Below are 19,412 nucleotides of genomic sequence, written 5' to 3'. Positions count from 1 at the left end.
TCAGCCCTTGGACGGGTCCCGGAGCCCGATGATCGTGTAGTCGATGTCACCGCTCGGGGTGATCACCCCGCCCACGTTCTCACCCGGGATGTACAGCCGGTTCTCGACGTTCAGCGGCACCACCGGGGCGAGCTGCATGATCTGCTCGTCCAGGGCGCCCCAGGCGGCGTTGGCGGCCTCGATGTCGGTCTCCGCCTTGGCCTTGTCGATCGACTCGTTCACCGCGTCGTCGTCCAGCTGGGCCAGGTTGGAGTTGCCCTTGTCGTAGATGTTGCGCCCGTCGAACAGCGGCGGCAGGAAGGTCGAGGCGCTGGAGTTCCAGTCCGGGCACCAGCCGGTGATCGCCGCGTCGTGCTGCTGCGAGGGCGTGCCGATCGTCTCGTAGTAGGTGGACACGTCGATGACGTTCAGCTTCACGTCGATCCCGACCCGCTTGAGCGACTCCTGGATCGCCTCGCCCTGGCGCTGCATGGCCGGGGTGGCGCGGATGTCGAGGGTGAGCTCGAAGCCACCGCTCTGGCCGGCCTCGGCCAGCAGGGCCTTGGCCTTCTCCACGTCACCGGTGCCACCCTCGCTGGGGTAGAGGTCGAAGTCCTTGTGACCGGAGACCGTGGTGGGGATGATCGTGTTGGCCACGGTGGCGAACTGGGTGCCGCCGGTGGCGTTGAGCACGCTGCTCTTGTCCACCGCGAACTCGATGGCCTGGCGCACCTTCACGTCGTCGAGCGGCGCCTTGGTGGTGTTCAGGCCCATGTAGGTCAGGCAGGTGGAGGGGTTCTTCACCAGCCGCTGCTGCAGCTGCGGGGTCTGGATCCGGGCGATGGTGGCCGTCTGGATGCTCGGCGCGCTGGTCATCGCGTTGACGTCGCTGCCCTGACCGGCCAGCAGGCGCTCGTCGATGGTGGCCGGGTCGAGGCCGATGCTGAACTTCCAGGCGTCCGGCAGGGCCTTGCGGATCTCGTCGGTGGAGGCGTCCCACTCGGGGTTGCGCTTCAGCTCGATCAGCGTGCCGGGGGTGTACTGGGCCAGGTCGTAGGGGCCGGAGGAGACGATGTCGTTGATGAACTCGTCGCCCTCGCCGGTGCCCTCGGGGAACGGGGTGGCGCTGGGCTGCGAGAGCGCGGCGTCGAACTCCGGGAACGGCGCCTTGAGATGGAAGACGATGGTCGCATCGTCCGGGGTCTCGATCGTCTTCAGGTCACCGGACCTGTAGGGCCCCTGGTAGTCGGCCGGGGCGTCGATCAGCTGCTTCATGTAGGGCGAGCCGATCCCGATCTCCGGGTCCCAGCTGCGGCTGATCCCGAACTTCACGTCCTTGGACGTGATCGGGGCGCCGGTGTCGAACTTGACGCCCTGCTTGATCTTGTACGTCCAGGTCAGGCCGTCCTCGGAGGCCTGACCGAGCGACTCGGCCAGGTCCGGCACCATGGCGTTGGGATCGGCGGCGTCGTTCGGGGCCTTGGCCACCAGCGTGCGGTAGACGAGGCGGTAGAACGAGTTCACCCCGCCGTCCCAGCCCCGGCTGGGGTCGAGGTAGGAGAAGTCGGCGTTCTGCAGGACCTCCACGGTCCCGCCCTTCACCGGGGCCTGGCCTCCGGCGCCACTGCCGCTGCCGTTGCCGCCCTCGTCGGACGAGCCACCCGAACACGCCGACAGGGCGAGGACCGATGCCATCATCAGTCCGCCGAGGGCCACCGGGGGTGCGCTTCTCTTCACGAGGTCCTGCCTTCCGGGATGCCGCGGACCGGGCCGGCTGTGCGGCACCTGGGGGTGCTGCGGGCTCGACGGTCCACGCTGGTCTGTGTCAGCTGCGGGTCAGCGAAACACGTTGTCTGCTGCGGGTGCCCCACACCGAGGACGGGCGGGAGAGCGACCTGGTGCGACAGTAATATGTCACACCTCGCAGGTGAAGACCCCGGGGCGATTTAGTTACACGGCGGCAATGTTTCTCTCGACGAGCGGCTCTTTTTCGTCAGAATCACGCGAAACAGCGTCACCCAAGCGCGTTTAGGGGTGACCCAAAGCCACCGACCCGGCTCGAGACAAACAACAGAGGCCGGTCCGGTTCGGCGCGGACCTTCCGCGCAGAACTGGACCGGCCCCTGCTAAAGACTCAGTGCAATGTCACTGTCTCACTCGTCGCGCCCGTTCCACCAGCCCAGCACGTGCTCGATGTGCTGGTGCATCAGCTGCTCGGCGCCCCGGCCGTCGCGTTGCTCGAGCCGGTCCATCAGCAGGTGGTGCTCCCCCGCCGACCGGGACAGCTCCTCCGAACCGATCATGTTCACCAGCCCCACCATCCGGGTCTGCTGGCGCAGGTCGCGCACCATCTCGACCAGGCGCCGGTTACCGGTCAGCTTCAGCAGGCTGAGGTGAAAGTCCACGTCGGCCTCGAGATAGGCCGGGATGTCGGCCGCCGCCGCGTGGCGCACGATCAGGCCGGCCTTCTCCCGCAGCCCGGCGAACGAGGAGGGCTGGATGGTGCGGGCGATGTCACGCATCGGCGGCACCTCCAGCAGCTGCCGCAGCCGCACGATCTCCCACAGGTCCTGCTCGCTCACGTCGGTGACGCGAAAGCCCTTGTTGCGCACCGCCTCGACGAATCCGCGCTTCTGCAGGTTGAGCATCGCCTCACGGACCGGGGTGGCCGAGACCCCGAACCGGGCGCCCAGGGTAGGAGCGGTGAGCAGCTCGCCGGGCGCCAGCTCACCCGAGACGATGGCCGAGGCCAGGGCCTCCTCGACCGTGCCCCGCAGATTGACGCCGACCGCCAGCGGACCGATGTGTGAAACCACTGCCCCTACCTCCTCGGCGCACCTGCCGAACGGGCAGGCGCGCATGCCTGTGCGCGGTCCACAGTAGAGCCTGGCCGCGCCCACCCTGGCCGGCCCGCGATCACGCACACCGAGCCGGCCGTCCCCCCGCGCAGGCACATCCCGACCGCGGGCTCTGCGTCAGGTGGCCTCCGATGGCGTCAGCCGGCGTCCGGCCCCGCGGTGCGCAGCTCGGCCGGCAGCAGGGCCTCGGGCAGGCCCTGGAAGGCGACCGGACGCTGGAAGCGCTCGATCGCGGCCAGACCCACCGAGGTGGTCAGCGGGCTGGTGGTGGCCGGGTAGGGGCCGCCGTGCTGCTGCGCCGCGGTGACGCTGACCCCGGTCGGCCACTGGTTGTACAGCACCCTTCCGGTGCGGGCGCTCAGCACGGCCACCAGATCTGCTGCCTCGGTGCCCTCGCTGGTGCCCTGCACCGTGCCGGTGAGCTGGCCGGGCAGCGTCTGCAGAACGTTCAGCAGTTCGGCCTGGTCGCCGTACTCGACCACCAGCCCGGCCGGCCCGAACATCTCCTCCTCCAGAGCCTGCGGCGAGGCCGCGACCTCGGCCAGGGTGCTCCGGAAGACCTTCGCCGTCACCCCCTCGGGGTTGGCCGGCCCGGCCTGCACCTGCTCCACCCCGGGCAGACCGGCCATCACCTCGACCGACTTCTGGAAACCCTTCTCCAGAGCGGGGTTCAGCATCGTGCCGGGCGCCGGCAGCTCGAGGTCGGCCAGGAACGCCTGCGCGTCCGGCACGAACACCAGCCCCGGGTTCGTGCAGAACTGCCCGGACCCCAGCAGGAGCGACTCCAGCCAGCCGGAGGTGATCTCGGCCGAACGCTGGCTCCAGCCCTCGGCCGTGACGACCACCGGGTTCACACTGCCCAGCTCGCCGTAGAACGGGATCGGCTCCTCGCGCGAGAGCGCGATGTCGTGCAGGGCGCGGCCCCCAGCAGTGGAACCGGTGAACCCAACTGCCTTGATACGGGAGTCCCGCAACGCGCTCAAGGAGGGCTCCACGTCCTCAATCAGCGCGAAAACACCCGCCGGCGCGCCCGCGTCGGCCAGCGCCTGCGAAACCAGCGCCGCCGTGCGCCGCGACAGCTCCGGGTGCCCCGGGTGGGCCTTGACCACCACCGGGCAGCCGGCCGCCAGGGCCGAGACCGTGTCGCCGCCGAACACGCTGAACGCGAAGGGGAAGTTGCTGGCCGCGAACACCAGCACCGGCCCCAGCGGGACCACCGTGCGCCGCAGGTCCGGACGCGGGCCACTGCCCCAGTCCGCCACCGGCGGGTCGATCTGGGCCGGGATCACCGTGCCCTCGCGCAGCGCGGTGGCGAACAGCCGGGCCTGGAACGTGGTGCGCTTCAGCTCACCGTTCAGCCGGGCGGTGGGCAGGTGCGACTCGCTCTGCGCCAGCGGCACCAGCTCGTCGGCCGCCGCGTCCAGAGCGGCAGCCACCGCGTCCAGCCAGTCCGCGCGCTGCCCCGGCGCCGGGGCGGAAGGCCCGGTCAGCGGGACCGCGGCCGCGGCGGTGAGGATCTGCTCCAGGTCTGCGTCCGTCGTCATCTCTCGGTTCCTTGAGTGGGGGTTCAGAAGGAGAACCCTTCCGGATAGGGGTCGCTCGGGTCCAGCAGGTACTGCCCGATCCCGGTGACCCAGGCCCGCCCGGTGATCGTGGGCAGGACCGCGGCGTGACCGCCGACGGTGGTCTCGCCCACCAGCCGGCCGACGAACCGGCTGCCGATGAACGACTCGTTGACGAAGTCCTGCCCCAGCGGCAGCTCACCGCGGGCGTGCAGTTCGGCCATCCGGGCCGAGGTGCCGGTGCCGCAGGGCGAGCGGTCGAACCAGCCCGGATGGATGGCCATCGCGTGCCGGGAGAGCCCGGCGTCGGAACCGGGGGCGATGAACTCCACATGGTGGCAGTGGTCGACACCCTCGATGGTCGGGTGCTTGGGCGGGTCCTGGGTGTTGATCGCGTCCATGACGGCCAGACCGGCCCGCAGGATCTCCTCCTGCCGGGAACGGTCGAAGGGCAGCCCGACGGCCTCCAGATCGACCATGGCGTAGAAGTTCCCGCCGAAGGCCAGGCTGTAGGGCACGGTGCCCAGACCGGGCACCTCGATCGTGGCGTCGAGCCGCTCGCAGTAGGAGGGCACGTTCTCCAGCGTGACCGACTCGGCGTGCCCGTCCTTCACCGCCACCTGGGCCACCACCAGCCCGGCCGGTGTGTCCAGCCGGATCGTGGTGACCGGTTCGGTGACCGCCACCATCCCGGTCTCGACCAGCACGGTGGCCACCCCGATGGTGCCGTGCCCGCACATCGGCAGGCAGCCCGAGACCTCGATGTAGAGCACCCCGAAGTCGGCGTCGGGACGGGTCGGCGGCTGCAGGATCGCCCCGCTCATCGCCGCGTGCCCACGAGGCTCGTTCACCAGCAACCGGCGGACGTGGTCCATCTCGGCGATGAAGTGCAGCCGCCGCTCGTTCATGGTGGCGCCCGGGATGACCCCGACCCCACCGGTGACCACGCGCGTCGGCATGCCCTCGGTGTGCGAGTCAACCGCGGAGAACAGCCTCGTGGAACGCATTCGGAGACCCTCTTCTCAGACGGAGGCGGTGGCCTTCAGCGACTCCAGGCCCTTGATCGCCCGCTCCATGTCGGCGCGCACCTGCGCGGTGTGCTCGGCGGTGAGCGGACCGCGCGGCGGGCGGCAGGGGCCACCGTAACGGCCGACCATCTCCATGCCCAGCTTGATCGCCTGCACGAACTCGGTGCGCGAGTCCCAGCGGAACACCGCGACCAGGTGCTTGTACAGCTCACGGGCCTCGGCCACCCGGCCGGCCACCATGTGGTCGTAGATCTCCACCGACTCGCGCGGGAAGGTGTTGGGGAAGCCCGCGAACCAGCCCACGGCACCGTCGACCATCAGCTCGAACAGCACGTCGTCGGCGCCGGCGATGACGTCGATGTCGCACAGCTCGGAGATCTCGAACATCCGCCGCACGTCGCCGCTGAACTCCTTGATCGCCGAGATGTTCGGGATCTGGGCGATCTCGGCCACCAGCGAGGGCACCAGGTCGACCTTGGTGTCGATCGGGTTGTTGTAGATCATCACCGGCAGGCCGACCTCGGCGATCTTCTCGAAGTGCTCGATCACCTGCGAGTTCGAGGCCCGGTACATGGTCGGCGGCAGCGACAGCACACCGTCGGCGCCGTCCTCGGCGGCCAGCTCGGCCCAGTGCTTGGCCTGGTGCCAGCCCGGGCCGTGCACGCCGGCCACGACCACGCCGCGCCCGCCCACGGCCTCGACCGCGACCTGGATGACCTTGCGGCGCTCGGCGTCGGTCAGCGAGGAGTACTCCCCCAGCGAGCCGTTCGGGCCCACGCCGCGGCAGCCGTTGCTGATCAGCCAGTCGCAGTGCTCGGCGAACTTGTCGTAGTCGACCTCGAGACCGGCCGGGGCGGAGGGGTTCTCCTTGTACGGCAGGGCGGTGGCGACGATGACGCCGCGCAGGTTGATCGGTTCGGCGGTGCTCATGGGTGTTCCTCTCGGTGGGAGTGGTTCTGGGAGTTCTGGGAGCTGGCCAGCTCGCCGAGCCGGACCGGGACGGCGATCGGACGGTTCGCGGTGCGTCCGCTCTCGAGGAGCCCCTCCGGGCCGGCGGCCGCCGCCAGGATCTCCTCGGCGTTACGGCCGCAGGTGCGGCCCTGGCAGGGCCCGAGACCGACCCGGGTGGTGAGTTTCAGCGAGCGCAGGCCCCGGGCCTGGGTGGCCGCGGCCACGTCGCGTACCTGGCCGACGGTGACGTCCTCGCAGCGGCACAGCGTGGTCTCCGGGTCGGGCCAGCTCTGCCAGCCCGGCCGGATGCCGTGGGCCGCCTGCAACCGGTCGGCGAAGGCCCGGAAGTCGTTGCGGGAGCGCACGACCGCCGGGTCCGGCTCACCCCCGGCGGCCACGGTACCGGCGATCTCACCCTCGGCCAGAGCCAGGTCGACTCCCCCGATGCCGGTGAGTTCACCGACGCAGAAGACCCCGGCCACCGACGTCCTCTGTTCGGGATCGGTCTGCACGAAACCGCTTTCACCGACCGCGCAACCGATGCTGAGAGCCAGTTCGGTGCGGGCGACGAAGCCGTGGCTCACGCAGACCGCGTCGACCTCCACCCGGCGCTCGGTGCCCGGCACCGGGTTCCAGTCGGCGTCGAGCCGGGCCAGGGTGACCGCCTCGACCTGCTCCTGGCCGTGCGCCGCGACCACCGTGGTGGCTGCGTGGTAAGGCACCCGGTGGCGGGCCAGGGCACTCACGTAGCCGGTGAGTTCTCCGGCCTTGGAACGGGTGGCGGCCAGTTCCCAGGGCTTCGAGAGCCAGCCTCGGCCCAGGGTTCTCCAGCCGGAGGCCTCGGCGACGCCGACCACGGTGGCGCCGGTGTGGATCAGGCTGGTGACCACCGGCAGCAGGAACGGCCCGGCGCCGGCGACCAGCACCCGGCGGCCCACGGCCACCCGCTCGCCCTTGGCCAGGGCCTGGGCGGCACCGGCGGTGAACACCCCGGGCAGGTCCCAGCCCGGGAAGGGCAGGGTGCGTTCCTGACCGCCGGTGGCCAGGACGAGATGGTCGGGCCGGTAGGTGCGCGGCTCACGGTCGGTGCCGTCGGCCGGACCGACCATGACGTGCACGGCCGGGGCGGCGCTGCCCTCGGGGCGCTCGACCGACCAGACGTGGGCGCCGAGAACGACCTCACAGCTTGGGTTCTCGAGCAGTTCACGCTGCAACTCATGGAAGAGCTCCCACTTGTGGTGGAGCCGGTGCTCGGCGGCCCCGCTGCGCGCTTCGGGCAGGTGCCGCCAGAACTGCCCACCCAGGGCGTCGCCGGCTTCCAGCAGGGTGACCTCGGCACCACCGGCCAGGGCAGCATGCGCGGCCGCCATACCGGCCGGGCCGCCTCCGATGATCAGGACCTTCTCAGTCATGGGACGGCTCCTGCGGGCTCTGGCTGGTCACCACGTCGCCCTCACCGGCGCGGCGCTGACAGGCCCGCACGTCGGGCACGTCGTTCACGGTGACCAGGCAGTCGAAGCAGACGCCGATGCCGCAGAACACCCCGCGCGGGCGGCCGGTGCGCGGGCTGCGGCGCCAGGACAGGCGTCCCGAGCCCATCAGTACCCCGGCGATGGTCTGCCCCTGCAGGCCACTGACCGGCTCGCCGTCGAGGGTGATGCTGAGCGGAGCGGACTCCTTCGGACGCACCGGATCCTGCTCGGCGGGGAGCCGGCGGGGGCCTCTCACGCGGCATCCTCCAGGTGGGGCCGAAGACTGGGACGGTCTACACGGAAAGGGTTCTCGGCGGCCGGGGCGGCGCCGAGCAGGTGCTGGGAGAGCACCTCGGCGGTGCCCAGGCTCAGCCCGATGCCGGCGCCCTCGTGCCCGGTGGCGTGCCACAGGCCGGCCAGGCGCGGGTCGGGGCCGATCAGCGGCAGATGGTCGGGCATGAACGGCCGGAAACCGCCGTAGGCCCGCATCACCGCAACGTCTTTGAGGAAGGGGAACAGCAGCAGCGCCTTGGCGGCCAGCGCGGCCAGCACCCGCGCCTCGATCCGGTCGTCGAAACCCCGCTGTTCACGGGACGACCCGATCAGGACGGTCCCGGCCGCAGTGGACTCCACCACGCTGGAGACCTGCAGGTCGGCGGCACCGGAGCCGACGGCGCCCACATAGTCGGCGTCGTAGACCTTGTGCCAGACCCGCTGCGGCATCCGGGTGGTCACCAGAACCGTTCCCCGGCGCGGCTTCACCGGCACCGGAGCCCCCAGAGCGGCCGCGACCTGACCCGACCAGGGTCCGGCGGCGACCACTACAGCGTCGCCGTTCACCACCCCGTCGCTCGTGCGCACCCCGGTGAGCCGGCCCTTGCTCAGCACCGGACCGAGCACCTCCACCCCCTGGCGTACCTGGGCGCCCTTCTGGCGGGCCGAAGCGAGCAGCGACTCGGTCGCCACCACGGGCTGAACCTGGGCATCCTGCGGATAGAGGACGGCGGTGACGAAGTTGCGGGTCAGATCGGGCTCGAGTTCACGCACCCGGTCGGCTCCCACCTCCTCGGCCACCACACCGGCAGTGCGCTGCTGCACGGCGAACCGCCCCAGCCCGACGGCACCGGCCTCGGTGGTCGCGACCACCAGCCCGCCCTTGTGCTCCAGCTCCAGGCCGGGGAAGCCGGCCGGCAGCTCGTCGCGCAGTTGCGGCCCGATCTCGCTCCACAGCTGGATCGAGCGCTGCATCAGCTCCAGCTCGGGGCCTGGCCCCTTGTCCGAGACCAAGAGGTTGCCCTCACCCCCGGAAGAGGTGCCGCCGGCCGAGGGGCCCCGGTCCAGCACCACGACCTCGGTCCCCGAGCGGACCAGGGAACGCGCGATCGCGGCGCCGACGATCCCCGCTCCGATCACGATGACGCGCCCTTGCTCAGCCACATCAGTAATATTGCACAGGGCTATCCGCAACGGAAGGGGCCGGACCAACCGGGCCACTGGCGAATGTCCCCACAGAACAACAATTAACAAGCGTGTAGCAATGACGGGCACCTTGACAGCGGGGCGCCGGGTCGCTTAGGCGAGGCCTAATCTCGCCCTCAGTGCCATGTCACTAGGTACGGAGATCACGCCCCACCGTTGATCGCCGTCGTCCTCAGCGCGCCGTCGGAGACCTCGTACTTCTCCAGCAACGCATCGTAGGTGCCGTCGGCGATCGCCTGCTGAAGGGCGAGCTGAACGGCCGTGCGCAGCTCGGTGCGGTCCTTGGCCACTGCGTACCCGTAGGGCTGCGGCTGCAGCTGAGCCACCTTCCCGGCCACGGCCAGCTTTCCCCCGGACTGCGCCACCAGCCGCGCCGCCACCGGCATGCCCTCGAGGCCGAAGTCGGCGCGACCGGCCAGGACCTCGGTCTGGCTGACCCCGTAGGCCACGTTCAGGATCTTGACCGGCTGTTTCCCGGCCTTGACGCAGACCTCGGACTGGGCGACGGCGGCGTCCTCGTCCACGGTGTCCGGCGCCACCGCCGCCGTCCGGCCGCACCAGTCGGCGCCGGTCTCCAGGCCGGCGGCGTCCTGCGGGGTCGCGACGACCTGGGAGCCGGCGATGAAGTAGTCGACGAAGTCGACCTCCTCCTGGCGTTCGGCGGTGTCGGTCATCGAGGCGCCGGCCAGGTCGATCCGGTGGTCGGCCAGCGACGGGCGCAGATCGCCGAACGCCACCTCGACGAACTTCGGGGTGAGCCCCAGCCGGGCCGCCAGGTCGGTGGTCATGTCGACGTTGAACCCGGTGAACTCACCGCCCTCCTGGAACTCCATCGGCGGATAGGTGGGATCGATGCCGATCGTCAGCGTCCCCGCGGTCACCACGTTCAGGTTCTCGGTCGGCACACCGGCCGCCGCGCTGCTCCCGGCCGGCTCGGAGTCGTCGCTGCACCCGGCCAGAGCCGTGAAAGAGACGACGGCCAGGACCGCGAGCACCCGTGTTCCTCGTTGCATCGTGCTGCCCCCTCAGACCCGGAACCGGCGCAGACCGGTCTCGATCGCCCCGGCTGCGGCCAGGACCCGTTCGGCCGTGGCGGCCGCCCGCCCGGAGTCGTCCTCGGTCTGGTTGACGTCGTCGGCGATCGCCGCGATCGAGCGGGTCACGTCGCTGGAGCCGGAGGCGATCTCCTCCATGCTGCGCACCATCTCCTGGGTGGTCGCTGCCTGCTGCTCCACGGCGGTGGCGATGGTGTCCTGCAGCGCGCTGATCCGCTCGACCACGTCGGTGATCAGCTGGATCGCCTGCCCGGCGGCGCCGGCGTCGCGCTGCGCCGCGTCCACCTTCTGGATGATCTCCTCCGAGGTCCGCGCCGACTCGTTGGCCAGCTCCTTGACCTGGTTGGCGACCACCGCGAAGCCCCGCCCGAACTCCCCGGCCCGGGCCGCCTCGATGGTGGCGTTCAGCGCCAGCAGGTTGGTCTGGTCGGCGATCAGCGTGATGATCTTGACGATGTCGCCGATCTCGGCGGACGACTGGGCCAGGCCCTGCACCGTGCGCACCGCCTCGTCGACCGTGCCGACCGCCTCGGAGGCGACCCGCCCGGCCTCGGCGGTGGCGACCGCGACCTCACCGATCACGTGCGCCATCTCGGCCCCGCTGTTGGCCACGTTGCGGATGGTCACCGCGATCTCCTCGGAGGCCTGACGGCCGGAGGCCGCCTTGGCCGCGGAACTGGTGGCCCGGTTGCGCAGCCCGGCCGAGACCTCGGTCAGCTCGCCGGCGCTGGCGGTCATGTCGCCCCCGGCCCGGGACACCTGGGCGAAGAGACCGGCCAGCTGGTCCAGGGCCCGGTTCAGCGCCTGCACCATGCGCCCGATCTCGTCCGCGCGGCCGGTGTCACCGCGCACGTCGAGCCGGCCGTCGGCCACGCTCTCCAGCAGCACGATGGTGGCGTTCAGGCGGCGGCGCAGACGCCGGACGATGACCACGGCCACCGCGCCCAGGGCGAGTGCGACCAGCAGCCCGGTCAGCCCCATCAGCCAGCGCGCGGACCGGCGCGCGTCGGCGGAGGCACTCAGGGCGCCGGCCTGAGCCTGCGCCGCGGCCGCGCGCATCTGCGGAACCGCCTCGGCCACCGCCTCGGCCTGCTGGGTGAAGCCGGGCATCGCGGCCCGGGCCCCGGCCCGGCCCGGGTCGGTGATCGTCAGGTTGGCCAGGGAGACCACGCGCTGGCCGAGGGTGACCAGCTCCTCGGTCTGCGCCAGCAGAGCCTCGGCCTGCCGGCGGGTGGCCTCGTCGTCTGCGGCCTGCAGGCCGCGCAAGGCCGAGCGCAGGCCGATGGCGTCGTCGCCGAGCGACCCGATCGCGGCCTGCCGTTCGGCGACGTCGTCGGAGACCATCGAGACCATCACCGATCCCCGCAGCCGGGCCTGCTGGGCGTCGACGGTCTCGGCCAGGGCCGCGGCCCGGTCGGCGGTCACCAGGCTGTCCTCGGCCCGCCCCTGCCGGGCCGAGGCCGTCACCCCGATCGCCCCCACCACGATTACACCGGCCAGCCCGGTGGCGGCCAGCACCACCAGCTGCCCGGCCAGCAACAGCGTGCGACGGGCCGCCGGGTCCTTCTGCTTCATCGACGCAAGTCTCAGTTCTCGGGCCGGTGCTCGCCTCCGCTGCGGCACCGCAAGCGATTTGCACAGGACATCGGCCCCGGCCCCGAGGGCTTGAGCGACCGGCCCCGGACCGGCCTGTCAAGATTTTGTCAAAATGTTGCGCTGTCACGCATGTGCCTACAGAGTCTCGGGCGTGTCCACCCAGGCTCCTCCCGCTCCCGCCACCCCGAGTACCCACGGCCCGTCCCTGGGCCGCGCAGCACTCACCATCGGCGCGCTGGGTGTGGTCTTCGGCGACATCGGGACGAGCCCGATCTACACGGTGCAGACGATCTTCAATCCCGAGGACCCGCACCCGGTGCCCTCGACCCCGGACAACGTGCTGGGTGTCATCTCGCTGATGATCTGGTCGGTGACCCTGATCGTCACCCTGGAGTACGTCACCTTCGTCCTGCGGGCCGACAACGACGGCGAGGGCGGCATCCTGTCGCTGATCACCCTGATCCGGCGGCGGGCGGTGCCGGGCAGCCGCCGCACCAAGGCCGGGCTGGCGGCGCTGGGCATCTTCGGGGCCTCCCTGTTCTTCGGCGACAGCATGATCACCCCGGCCATCTCGGTGCTCTCCGCGGTCGAGGGCCTGGAGGTGGTCAACCCGTCGCTGGCCGACCTGACCGTGCCGATCACCGCAGTGATCATCGTGCTGCTGTTCCTGGCGCAGAAGTTCGGCACCGAACGGGTGGGCGGGCTGTTCGGGCCGGTGATGATCGTCTGGTTCACGGTGATCGGGGTCGCCGGGATCGGCGGGATCGTGCAGAACCCGGAGGTGCTCAAGGCCCTGTCGCCGACCTACGCGATCGGCTTCCTGACCGGGCACTTCCACATCGCCTTCTTCTCGATGGCCGCGGTGGTGCTGGCGATCACCGGCGCCGAGGCGCTGTACGCCGACCTGGGGCACTTCGGCCGGCCGGCGATCGCCCGGGCCTGGCTGATCCTGGTCTTCCCGGCCTGCCTGCTCAGCTACCTGGGCCAGGGTGCACTGGTGATCCAGGACCCGGTGGCCAACCTCAGCAGCCCGTTCTTCCTGCTGGTGCCGGAGTGGGCCCGGCTGCCGCTGGTGGTGCTGGCCACCGCGGCCACCGTGATCGCCTCCCAGGCGGTGATCACCGGCGCCTTCTCGGTCGCCCACCAGGCCATCCAGCTGGGCTACCTGCCCCGGCTGCGGATCCACCACACCTCGGCCCACGCGATCGGCCAGATCTACGTACCGTGGATCAACTGGGTGCTGATGTTCTCGGTCCTGACCCTGGTGGTCACCTTCCAGAGCTCGCACAAGCTGGCCTACGCCTTCGGCATGGCGGTCACCGGCACCATCACGATCACCACCGTCCTGTTCTTCTACCTGGCCCGGCACCGCTGGCAGAAGCCCGCCTGGCTGGTCTACGGCTTCGGCTCGGTGTTCCTGCTGCTGGACCTGCTGTTCCTGTCGGCCAACATGACCAAGCTGGTGCACGGCGCCTGGCTGCCGGTGCTGATCGGCATCAGCGTGTTCACCGTGATGACCACCTGGCAGCGCGGCCGGGCCCTGGTCACCGCCCGCCGCGAGCAGGAGGAGGGCTCGCTGCGCGAGTTCGTCGACGCCCTGCACACACGCCGCCCCGCGGTGGTGCGGGTGCCGGGCACGGCGGTGTTCCTCAACCGCGGCAAGGAGACCACTCCCCTGGCGATGCGGGCCAACGTGGAACACAACCACGTCCTGCACCAGCACGCGGTGATCCTGTCGATCGAGACCCGCCCGGTGCCCTACGTGCCCCCGGCCGAGCAGGTGGTTCTGGACGAGCTGGGCTACGCCGACGACGGCATCACCCACGTCACCGCCTACTTCGGCTACATGGACGAGCCGGACGTACCCACGGCCCTGTCCCGGATCTGCGGCGCCGTCCCGGAGATGCCTGCCTCGCTGCAGGACGCCTCGTATTTCCTCTCCACCATCGACCTGGAGGTCGGAGAGGACACGGGCATGCCCCGCTGGCGCAAACGGCTCTTCGTGGCCACCTCAGGAATCACCGCCGACGCCGCCGACTACTTCCGGCTACCGCGCGAGCGCACCGTGGTGATCGGCTCCCGCATCGAGGTCTGACCTTTGGCACACCCGGACGATCGAGCATGCGGCGCCCCCTCAGGCGTTTCATATCGTCCAGGTCATTCTCCTTGTGTCCTCCTCATCGACTGAGCCCCCACATCCACGCGTTTCGCCGAGGCCCTCAGCCCCCACGCATCCGCATCGCGCCACCGGGCCGCCGAGCCGCCGAGCCGCCGGGCGTGATGTCTCCCTCACCGGACCACCGTGCTGCTTTGTTGCACCACTTCGTGTTAGTAAGGGGGTTATGCACGGGCTGACGTCGTCCCCCTCACGCACTGCACCCACCGGAGCGCGCCTTCGTAAGGGAGCAGCCGCGTGAAGCACTCCGAGCGCTACGGACCCGGCGTCCCGGCCGAGCTCGATCGCTACCTGATCCCCAGCGAGCAGATCGTGTTCATGTTCCGCCGGCACTGGGTGGTCTTCGCCGAGCCGGTGGCCAGCACCGTGCTGAGCCTGATCTTCCTGGCCTGGCTGAGCAGCCTGACCGGCGGTGTGGTGATCACCGTCGCCACCGGTCTCTGGCTGGTGGTGCTCGCCCGGCTGGGGCTGAAGCTCTGGCTCTGGTACGACGAGCTGATCATCGCCACCAACCGCCGGCTGATGCGGGTGCACGGCATCGTCACCCGCCAGGTCGACATCATGCCGATGTCCAAGGTCACCGACATGCGCTACGACCGCTCGGTGACCGGGCAGATCCTCGGCTACGGCCGGTTCGTGGTCGAGTCGGCCGGTCAGGACCAGGCGCTCAGCTCGATCAACTACATCCCCGACTCCGACCTGCGCTACCAGCAGATCTCGCAGATCATCTTCGCCCCCTCCGAGACCCGGATCACCGCCAAGCAGCGCACCCCGGGCACCCGGGTGCCGATCAAGGAACCCGACCACCGGTAACCGCAGCCCTGGCTGACGTGGTGAAGATGGAGCCCAGTGGCACCCGCGGCGGTCGTGGCACCGCCACCGTGGTGGGCGTGGCACCGCGGCCGGCGTGGCACCGCGGCCGGCGTGGCACCGCGGCCGGCGTGGCACCGTGGGGGGCGTGACCGAATCCAGGAAGTCGGACGGCATCGCCGCCGCGGTGGAGCGGGAGTACGCGGACCTGTCGCCGCTTCAGGTGAGGATGGCCACCCACACGGAGTTCAGTGAGCGGCCGGACGATCCGGCCGGCCGGGTGATGCATCTGCTGGGCCTGCCCTCGGGGCGGTCGTTGGTCGACGTGGGCTGCGGCACCGGGTACTTCCTGCGGCTCCTGGCCGAGAACGGCCATCGGGGGCGGTTGATCGGGGTGGATCTCTCCCCTGCGGCCGTGGACGAGGTGGCCCGCATTCCGGGGGTGCAGGGGGTGCCGGGTAACGCTGAGCAGCTGCCGCTGCCCGCTGACGGCGTGCAGCTGTGCACTGCCCTCTACATGCTCTACCACGTGCCCGACCCGGTGGCTGCGCTACGCGAGTTCGCCCGGGTCACCGAGCCCGGTGGGCGGGTGGCGGTGTTGGTCAATCACCATCGCACGACGGCGCGCACGATGGACTGGGTGCGGGAGATCGCTGAGCGTCATGGCGCGGACCTCGCCGACTCCGGCCTGAACGGCGTCACTTCCGACACCCTGCCGGGTCTGATGGAAGAGGTCTTCGGGGAGGGTGCGGTCCGCGCCACGCGGGTGGACAACGCCCTGGCCATCCCCGGCCCGCAGCCGCTGATCGACTTCGCTGTGGCCGCTCTGACCTTCTGCGGTGTGTCGCCCAGCTTCCCCGGGCGCGAAGCGGTGATCCGGGACATCACCGCGGAGGCCCACGCGTGGTTCTCCACTCCCGGCCGGGTGTGGCGCGACCCCAAGGGGTACGTGGTCTGCGTCGCGAACGTAGGCTGACGCCGCATGAGTGGAGAAGCGCTGCACTTCAACGCCTTCGTCTGGCCGAACGGCTATCACGAGTCGGCCTGGCGGGTGGTGCCGGACGAGGTGCGCGGGGTGCTGGGGCTGCCCTACTACGCCGACATCGCCACCACCGCCGAGCGCGGGCTGATGGACGCGGTGTTCCTGGCCGACAACCTGGCCATCGCCGAGTACCGGGTCACGCACCTGCCCCAGACCCAGTTCGACCCGGTCGCGGTGCTGTCGGCGCTGGCCGGGCTGACCTCGCGGATCGGGCTGATCGGCACCGGCTCGACCACCTACTCCCCGCCCTGGGAGCTGGCCCGGCGCTTCGCCACGCTCGATCATCTCAGCGCCGGCCGGGCCGGCTGGAACGTGGTCACCACCGTAACCCCGCTCGCCGCGGCGGCCTTCGGGGCCAGCAGCCATCCGGCGCCGGAAGAACGCTACCGCCGCGCCGACGAGTTCGTGCGGGTGGTGCAGCGGGTGTGGGACAGCTGGGCTGACGATGCGGTGGTGGGCGACCGGGAACGTGGGGTCTGGGCCGAGCGCGCCGCCCTGCGTGATCCGGCGTTCCACGGTGAGTTCTTCGACGTTGCAGGCATTCAGCCGTTTCCGCGCTCACCTCAGGGCCGTCCGGTGCTGGTGCAGGCCGGGCAGTCCGGCCCTGGGGTCGCTCTGGCCGCCCGGCACGCCGAGGTCGTGTTCTCCGGACCGCCGTCCTTGACTGCGGCCGTCGAGTTCCGCAGCAACCTCAGAGCCCAGGCGGTCGCGGCCGGGCGGGACCCGGGCCAGCTCCTGGTGCTGCCCGCCCTGATGATCACCCTGGGAAGTACCGAGGCCGAGGCACGCGGGCGGGCCGAACGGCTCGAAGAGCTGGCCAGTCCGGAGTTCCGCTGGCAGAACGCCCTTTACACGGCCGGTCTGGACCCCGACGGCTTCGACCCCGACCGCCCTCTGCTGAGCCAGCTGGATCCGGACGCACCGCCGCCCTCCAGCCGCGCCGAGAAGCTGATCGCCGAGGCGCATCGGCGCCCACAGGCGTCCTTGAGTGAGATCGCCCAGCAGGTCAGTGGGGGTGCCGGCCAGATGCACTTCATCGGGACCCCGGAGCAGCTGGCCGATCTGGCGATCGAGTGGCAGGACGCGGGGGCGGCCGACGGGTTCACTGTGATGGGCTCGACGCTGCCCTACGAACTGCGCACGTTCGTCGACGAGGTCGTGCCGATCCTGCAGCAGCGCGGGCGCTACCGCGAGGCCTACACCGGCACCACCCTGCGCGAGCATCTCGGGCTGGCGCGGCCCTCGGACGTCTGAGGTGTCCTGGCCGGCCGCTAGTCGGCTCCGCCGAACCGCTCCACCTTCTCGATCGTGCCGACCACCAGGATCAGGTCGCCGTAGGCAAGAACCGTGTCCGGGGTGGCGTAGGTGAACCCGGGGCCACTGCGCGGGCCGGGGTTCTCCGGCTTCACCGCGACCACCGTCACGCCCCAGCGGCTGCGCAGCTTGGACTCGCGCAGCGGCATCCCGACCACGGCCCGCGGCGGCTTCATCTTGATCACCGCGAAGTCGGCGTCCAGCTCCACGTAGTCGAGCAGGCGCCCGGACAGCAGGTGGGCCACCCGCTCACCCATCTCGTGCTCGGGGAAGACCACGTGGTGCGCGCCGACCCGGGACAGGATGCTGGCGTGCTGCTGGTTGGTGGCCTTGGCCCAGATGTTCGGGATCTCCAGGTCGGCCAGCAGCGAGGTGGACAGGATGCTGGCCTGGATGTCGCTGCCGATCGCCACCACCGCGCGCTGGAAGTCGCCGATGCCGAGCTGCTCGAAGACCTCCGGGTCGGTGGTGTCGGCCGCGACCACGTGCGGCAGCCGGCCGGACAGGCTCTGCACGGTCTTCGGGTTGCGGTCGATCGCCAGCACCTCGGTGCCGCGTTCCACCAGCTCCAGGGCCAGGGCGGTGCCGAAGCGGCCGAGGCCGATCACGACGACCGGCTCACCTGAGATGTCAGCCAACGATGGTCCTTTCCTCGGGCAGGTCGTAACGACGGTTGCGCTCGCGCAGGGCCAGGGCCGAGGCGAGGGTGAGCGGGCCGATCCGGCCGGCGAACATCAGCACGACCAGCAGCACGTGGCCCTGCACGGGCAGGTCGGCGGTGATCCCGGTGGACAGGCCCACGGTGGCGAAGGCCGAGATCACCTCGAACAGCACCTCGTCCAGGGTGTAGGCGGTCATCAGCATCAGCGCGAAGGTGGCGCCGACCACCGCGCCGATGCTCAGCAGGGCGATCGCCAGGGCCTGGCGCTGGTTGGTGGCCGGGATGCGCCGACGGCCGGCGTTGACGTGCGGTTCGCCGCGGATCTCCGACCACAGCATGTAGGCCAGCACCCCGAAGGTGGTCACCTTGATCCCACCCGCGGTGCCCGCGCTGCCGCCGCCGATGAACATCAGGATGTCGGTGATCAGCAGGCTCTCGGGGCGCAGGGCGCCGATGTCGACGCTGTTGAACCCGGACGAGCGGGCCATCGTGGCGGCGAAGAAGCCGTTGAGCACACGGTCGCCCGGTGCCAGAGCGCCGAGCGTGCCGCGGTTGGTCCACTCGGTCGCGGTCAGGACGAGGGTGCCCAGCGCCAGCAGGACCGCCGACAGGTACACGGTGATCCGGGTCATCAGCGACCACCGGCTCGGCCGCCGCCAGTTCTTGGCCAGCTCGAACACCACTGGGAAGCCGAGCCCGCCGACGATCACCGCGGCCGCCACCGACAGGCAGACCACCGGGTCGGAGGAGTAGCGGGTCAGGCTGTCGGCGTGCAGGGCGAAGCCCGCGTTGTTGAAGGCCGAGACGGCGTGGAAGACGCCGCTGTACAGCGCCTCCAGCGGGGCCTGCCCGTGGCTGAGGTACAGCCGCAGCGCCAGGACCAGGGCCACCAGGGTCTCGGTGGCCAGGCTGAACAGCACGATGCGGCGGATCAGGCCGCGCAGGTCCTGCAGGTTCAGGCTCTTGGTCTCGGCCTGGGCCAGGAACCGGGCGCGCAGCCGGAGCCGGCGCGACAGCAGCAGGGTGAGCACCGTGGCCATGGTCATGATGCCCAGGCCGCCGATCTGGATCAGGGCCAGGATGACCGTCTCACCGAACGGCGACCAGTGGGCGGAGGTGTCGACCATGACCAGACCGGTCAGGCACACCGCGGAGGTGGCGGTGAACAGGGCGTGGGTCAGCGTGGCGGGCGAGCCCTCCTCGGTGGCCCAGGGCAGGTACAGCAGCACCGTGCCCACCGCGACCGCCACCCCGAAGCCCACCGCGATGACCCGGGCCGGGTGCTGGAACCGGTCGGCGCCGCGCCACCTCGAGCCCCGGGCCGGCCCGCCGGGCGTCGCGCCGATCACGGCGCGCCCCGGCCGACGGGCCGATCAAGCCGGGTCGTACTGGTCCCACCAGGGATCACGGACATTCCTCACCGACCCGA

At 70.8% G+C, this 19,412-nt stretch carries 16 protein-coding genes; 4 read left to right on the top strand and 12 right to left on the bottom strand.

Annotated features, from left to right (window positions below; translation table 11 throughout):
* From LWF15_RS13685 to LWF15_RS13640, 10 genes are all read right to left on the bottom strand, one after another.
* Positions 1-1,716 carry an ABC transporter substrate-binding protein gene (locus LWF15_RS13685; RefSeq protein WP_232811068.1) on the bottom strand — a complete coding sequence of 572 codons (1,716 nt, stop codon included), beginning with the start codon at positions 1,714-1,716 and terminating at the stop codon, positions 1-3.
* 416 nt (positions 1,717-2,132) lie between these two features.
* Entirely contained in the window at positions 2,133-2,795 is a 663-nt protein-coding gene (locus LWF15_RS13680; RefSeq protein WP_232811065.1) for a GntR family transcriptional regulator, read from the bottom strand.
* A gap of 179 nt (positions 2,796-2,974) precedes the next feature.
* Positions 2,975-4,381 (bottom strand): aldehyde dehydrogenase (NADP(+)), encoded by a 1,407-nt coding sequence (locus tag LWF15_RS13675; protein WP_232811063.1) that lies wholly within the window; start codon positions 4,379-4,381, stop codon positions 2,975-2,977.
* Between the two features lie 23 nt (positions 4,382-4,404).
* Positions 4,405-5,406, bottom strand: coding sequence for a proline racemase family protein (locus tag LWF15_RS13670; protein ID WP_232811061.1), 1,002 nt, complete (start codon positions 5,404-5,406; stop codon positions 4,405-4,407).
* 15 nt (positions 5,407-5,421) lie between these two features.
* A complete protein-coding gene (locus LWF15_RS13665; RefSeq protein ID WP_232811059.1) occupies positions 5,422-6,357 on the bottom strand; it encodes a dihydrodipicolinate synthase family protein in 936 nt (311 codons plus the stop codon).
* Complete coding sequence (locus LWF15_RS13660; RefSeq protein WP_232811057.1) at positions 6,354-7,790, bottom strand: FAD/NAD(P)-dependent oxidoreductase; 1,437 nt, start codon at positions 7,788-7,790, stop codon at positions 6,354-6,356. The genes LWF15_RS13665 and LWF15_RS13660 overlap by 4 nt, the downstream gene beginning before the upstream one ends.
* A complete protein-coding gene (locus LWF15_RS13655; RefSeq protein ID WP_232811049.1) occupies positions 7,783-8,106 on the bottom strand; it encodes a (2Fe-2S)-binding protein in 324 nt (107 codons plus the stop codon). The genes LWF15_RS13660 and LWF15_RS13655 overlap by 8 nt, the downstream gene beginning before the upstream one ends.
* Positions 8,103-9,287, bottom strand: a complete 1,185-nt coding sequence (locus tag LWF15_RS13650) for an NAD(P)/FAD-dependent oxidoreductase (protein ID WP_232811047.1) — start codon at positions 9,285-9,287, stop codon at positions 8,103-8,105. The genes LWF15_RS13655 and LWF15_RS13650 overlap by 4 nt, the downstream gene beginning before the upstream one ends.
* 185 nt (positions 9,288-9,472) lie before the next feature.
* Complete coding sequence (locus LWF15_RS13645) at positions 9,473-10,324, bottom strand: ABC transporter substrate-binding protein (RefSeq protein ID WP_232811045.1); 852 nt, start codon at positions 10,322-10,324, stop codon at positions 9,473-9,475.
* Between the two features lie 30 nt (positions 10,325-10,354).
* Positions 10,355-11,959 carry a methyl-accepting chemotaxis protein gene (locus LWF15_RS13640; protein WP_232811043.1) on the bottom strand — a complete coding sequence of 535 codons (1,605 nt, stop codon included), beginning with the start codon at positions 11,957-11,959 and terminating at the stop codon, positions 10,355-10,357.
* 133 nt (positions 11,960-12,092) lie between these two features.
* Here LWF15_RS13640 and LWF15_RS13635 point away from each other — a divergent pair, with 133 nt between their 5' ends.
* From LWF15_RS13635 to LWF15_RS13620, 4 genes are all read left to right on the top strand, one after another.
* Positions 12,093-14,075 carry a potassium transporter Kup gene (locus LWF15_RS13635; RefSeq protein ID WP_269810073.1) on the top strand — a complete coding sequence of 661 codons (1,983 nt, stop codon included), beginning with the start codon at positions 12,093-12,095 and terminating at the stop codon, positions 14,073-14,075.
* A gap of 318 nt (positions 14,076-14,393) precedes the next feature.
* The gene (locus tag LWF15_RS13630; RefSeq protein ID WP_232811039.1) at positions 14,394-14,969 is read left to right on the top strand and encodes a PH domain-containing protein; all 576 of its coding nucleotides are present in this window, start codon (positions 14,394-14,396) and stop codon (positions 14,967-14,969) included.
* A 145-nt stretch (positions 14,970-15,114) separates the two neighbouring features.
* On the top strand, positions 15,115-15,942 hold the full coding sequence (locus tag LWF15_RS13625) for a class I SAM-dependent methyltransferase (protein ID WP_232811037.1): 828 nt from the start codon (positions 15,115-15,117) through the stop codon (positions 15,940-15,942).
* A gap of 6 nt (positions 15,943-15,948) precedes the next feature.
* A complete protein-coding gene (locus LWF15_RS13620; protein ID WP_232811035.1) occupies positions 15,949-17,262 on the top strand; it encodes an NtaA/DmoA family FMN-dependent monooxygenase in 1,314 nt (437 codons plus the stop codon).
* A 17-nt stretch (positions 17,263-17,279) separates the two neighbouring features.
* Here the strand turns inward: LWF15_RS13620 and LWF15_RS13615 are convergent, their stop codons facing one another.
* Positions 17,280-17,960 (bottom strand): potassium channel family protein, encoded by a 681-nt coding sequence (locus tag LWF15_RS13615; protein ID WP_232811033.1) that lies wholly within the window; start codon positions 17,958-17,960, stop codon positions 17,280-17,282.
* A complete protein-coding gene (locus tag LWF15_RS13610; protein ID WP_232811032.1) occupies positions 17,953-19,332 on the bottom strand; it encodes a TrkH family potassium uptake protein in 1,380 nt (459 codons plus the stop codon). The genes LWF15_RS13615 and LWF15_RS13610 overlap by 8 nt, the downstream gene beginning before the upstream one ends.
* Positions 19,333-19,412: the final 80 nt, after the last annotated feature.

This window comes from Kineosporia rhizophila (assembly GCF_021277265.1).
Taxonomy (GTDB): domain Bacteria; phylum Actinomycetota; class Actinomycetes; order Actinomycetales; family Kineosporiaceae; genus Kineosporia; species Kineosporia rhizophila.
Note: the sequence above shows the minus strand (reverse complement) of the source record. Positions and strands in the feature narration are given on the sequence as shown.

Bases quoted from the DNA above. Each gene is read 5' to 3' on its own strand.
- LWF15_RS13620 (WP_232811035.1), top strand. From the start codon at position 15,949: ATGAGTGGAGAAGCGCTGCACTTCAACGCCTTCGTCTGGCCGAACGGC.
- LWF15_RS13635 (WP_269810073.1), top strand. From the start codon at position 12,093: ATGTTGCGCTGTCACGCATGTGCCTACAGAGTCTCGGGCGTGTCCACC.
- LWF15_RS13670 (WP_232811061.1), bottom strand. From the start codon at position 5,406: ATGCGTTCCACGAGGCTGTTCTCCGCGGTTGACTCGCACACCGAGGGC.
- LWF15_RS13675 (WP_232811063.1), bottom strand. From the start codon at position 4,381: ATGACGACGGACGCAGACCTGGAGCAGATCCTCACCGCCGCGGCCGCG.
- LWF15_RS13660 (WP_232811057.1), bottom strand. From the start codon at position 7,790: ATGACTGAGAAGGTCCTGATCATCGGAGGCGGCCCGGCCGGTATGGCG.
- LWF15_RS13640 (WP_232811043.1), bottom strand. From the start codon at position 11,959: ATGAAGCAGAAGGACCCGGCGGCCCGTCGCACGCTGTTGCTGGCCGGG.
- LWF15_RS13665 (WP_232811059.1), bottom strand. From the start codon at position 6,357: ATGAGCACCGCCGAACCGATCAACCTGCGCGGCGTCATCGTCGCCACC.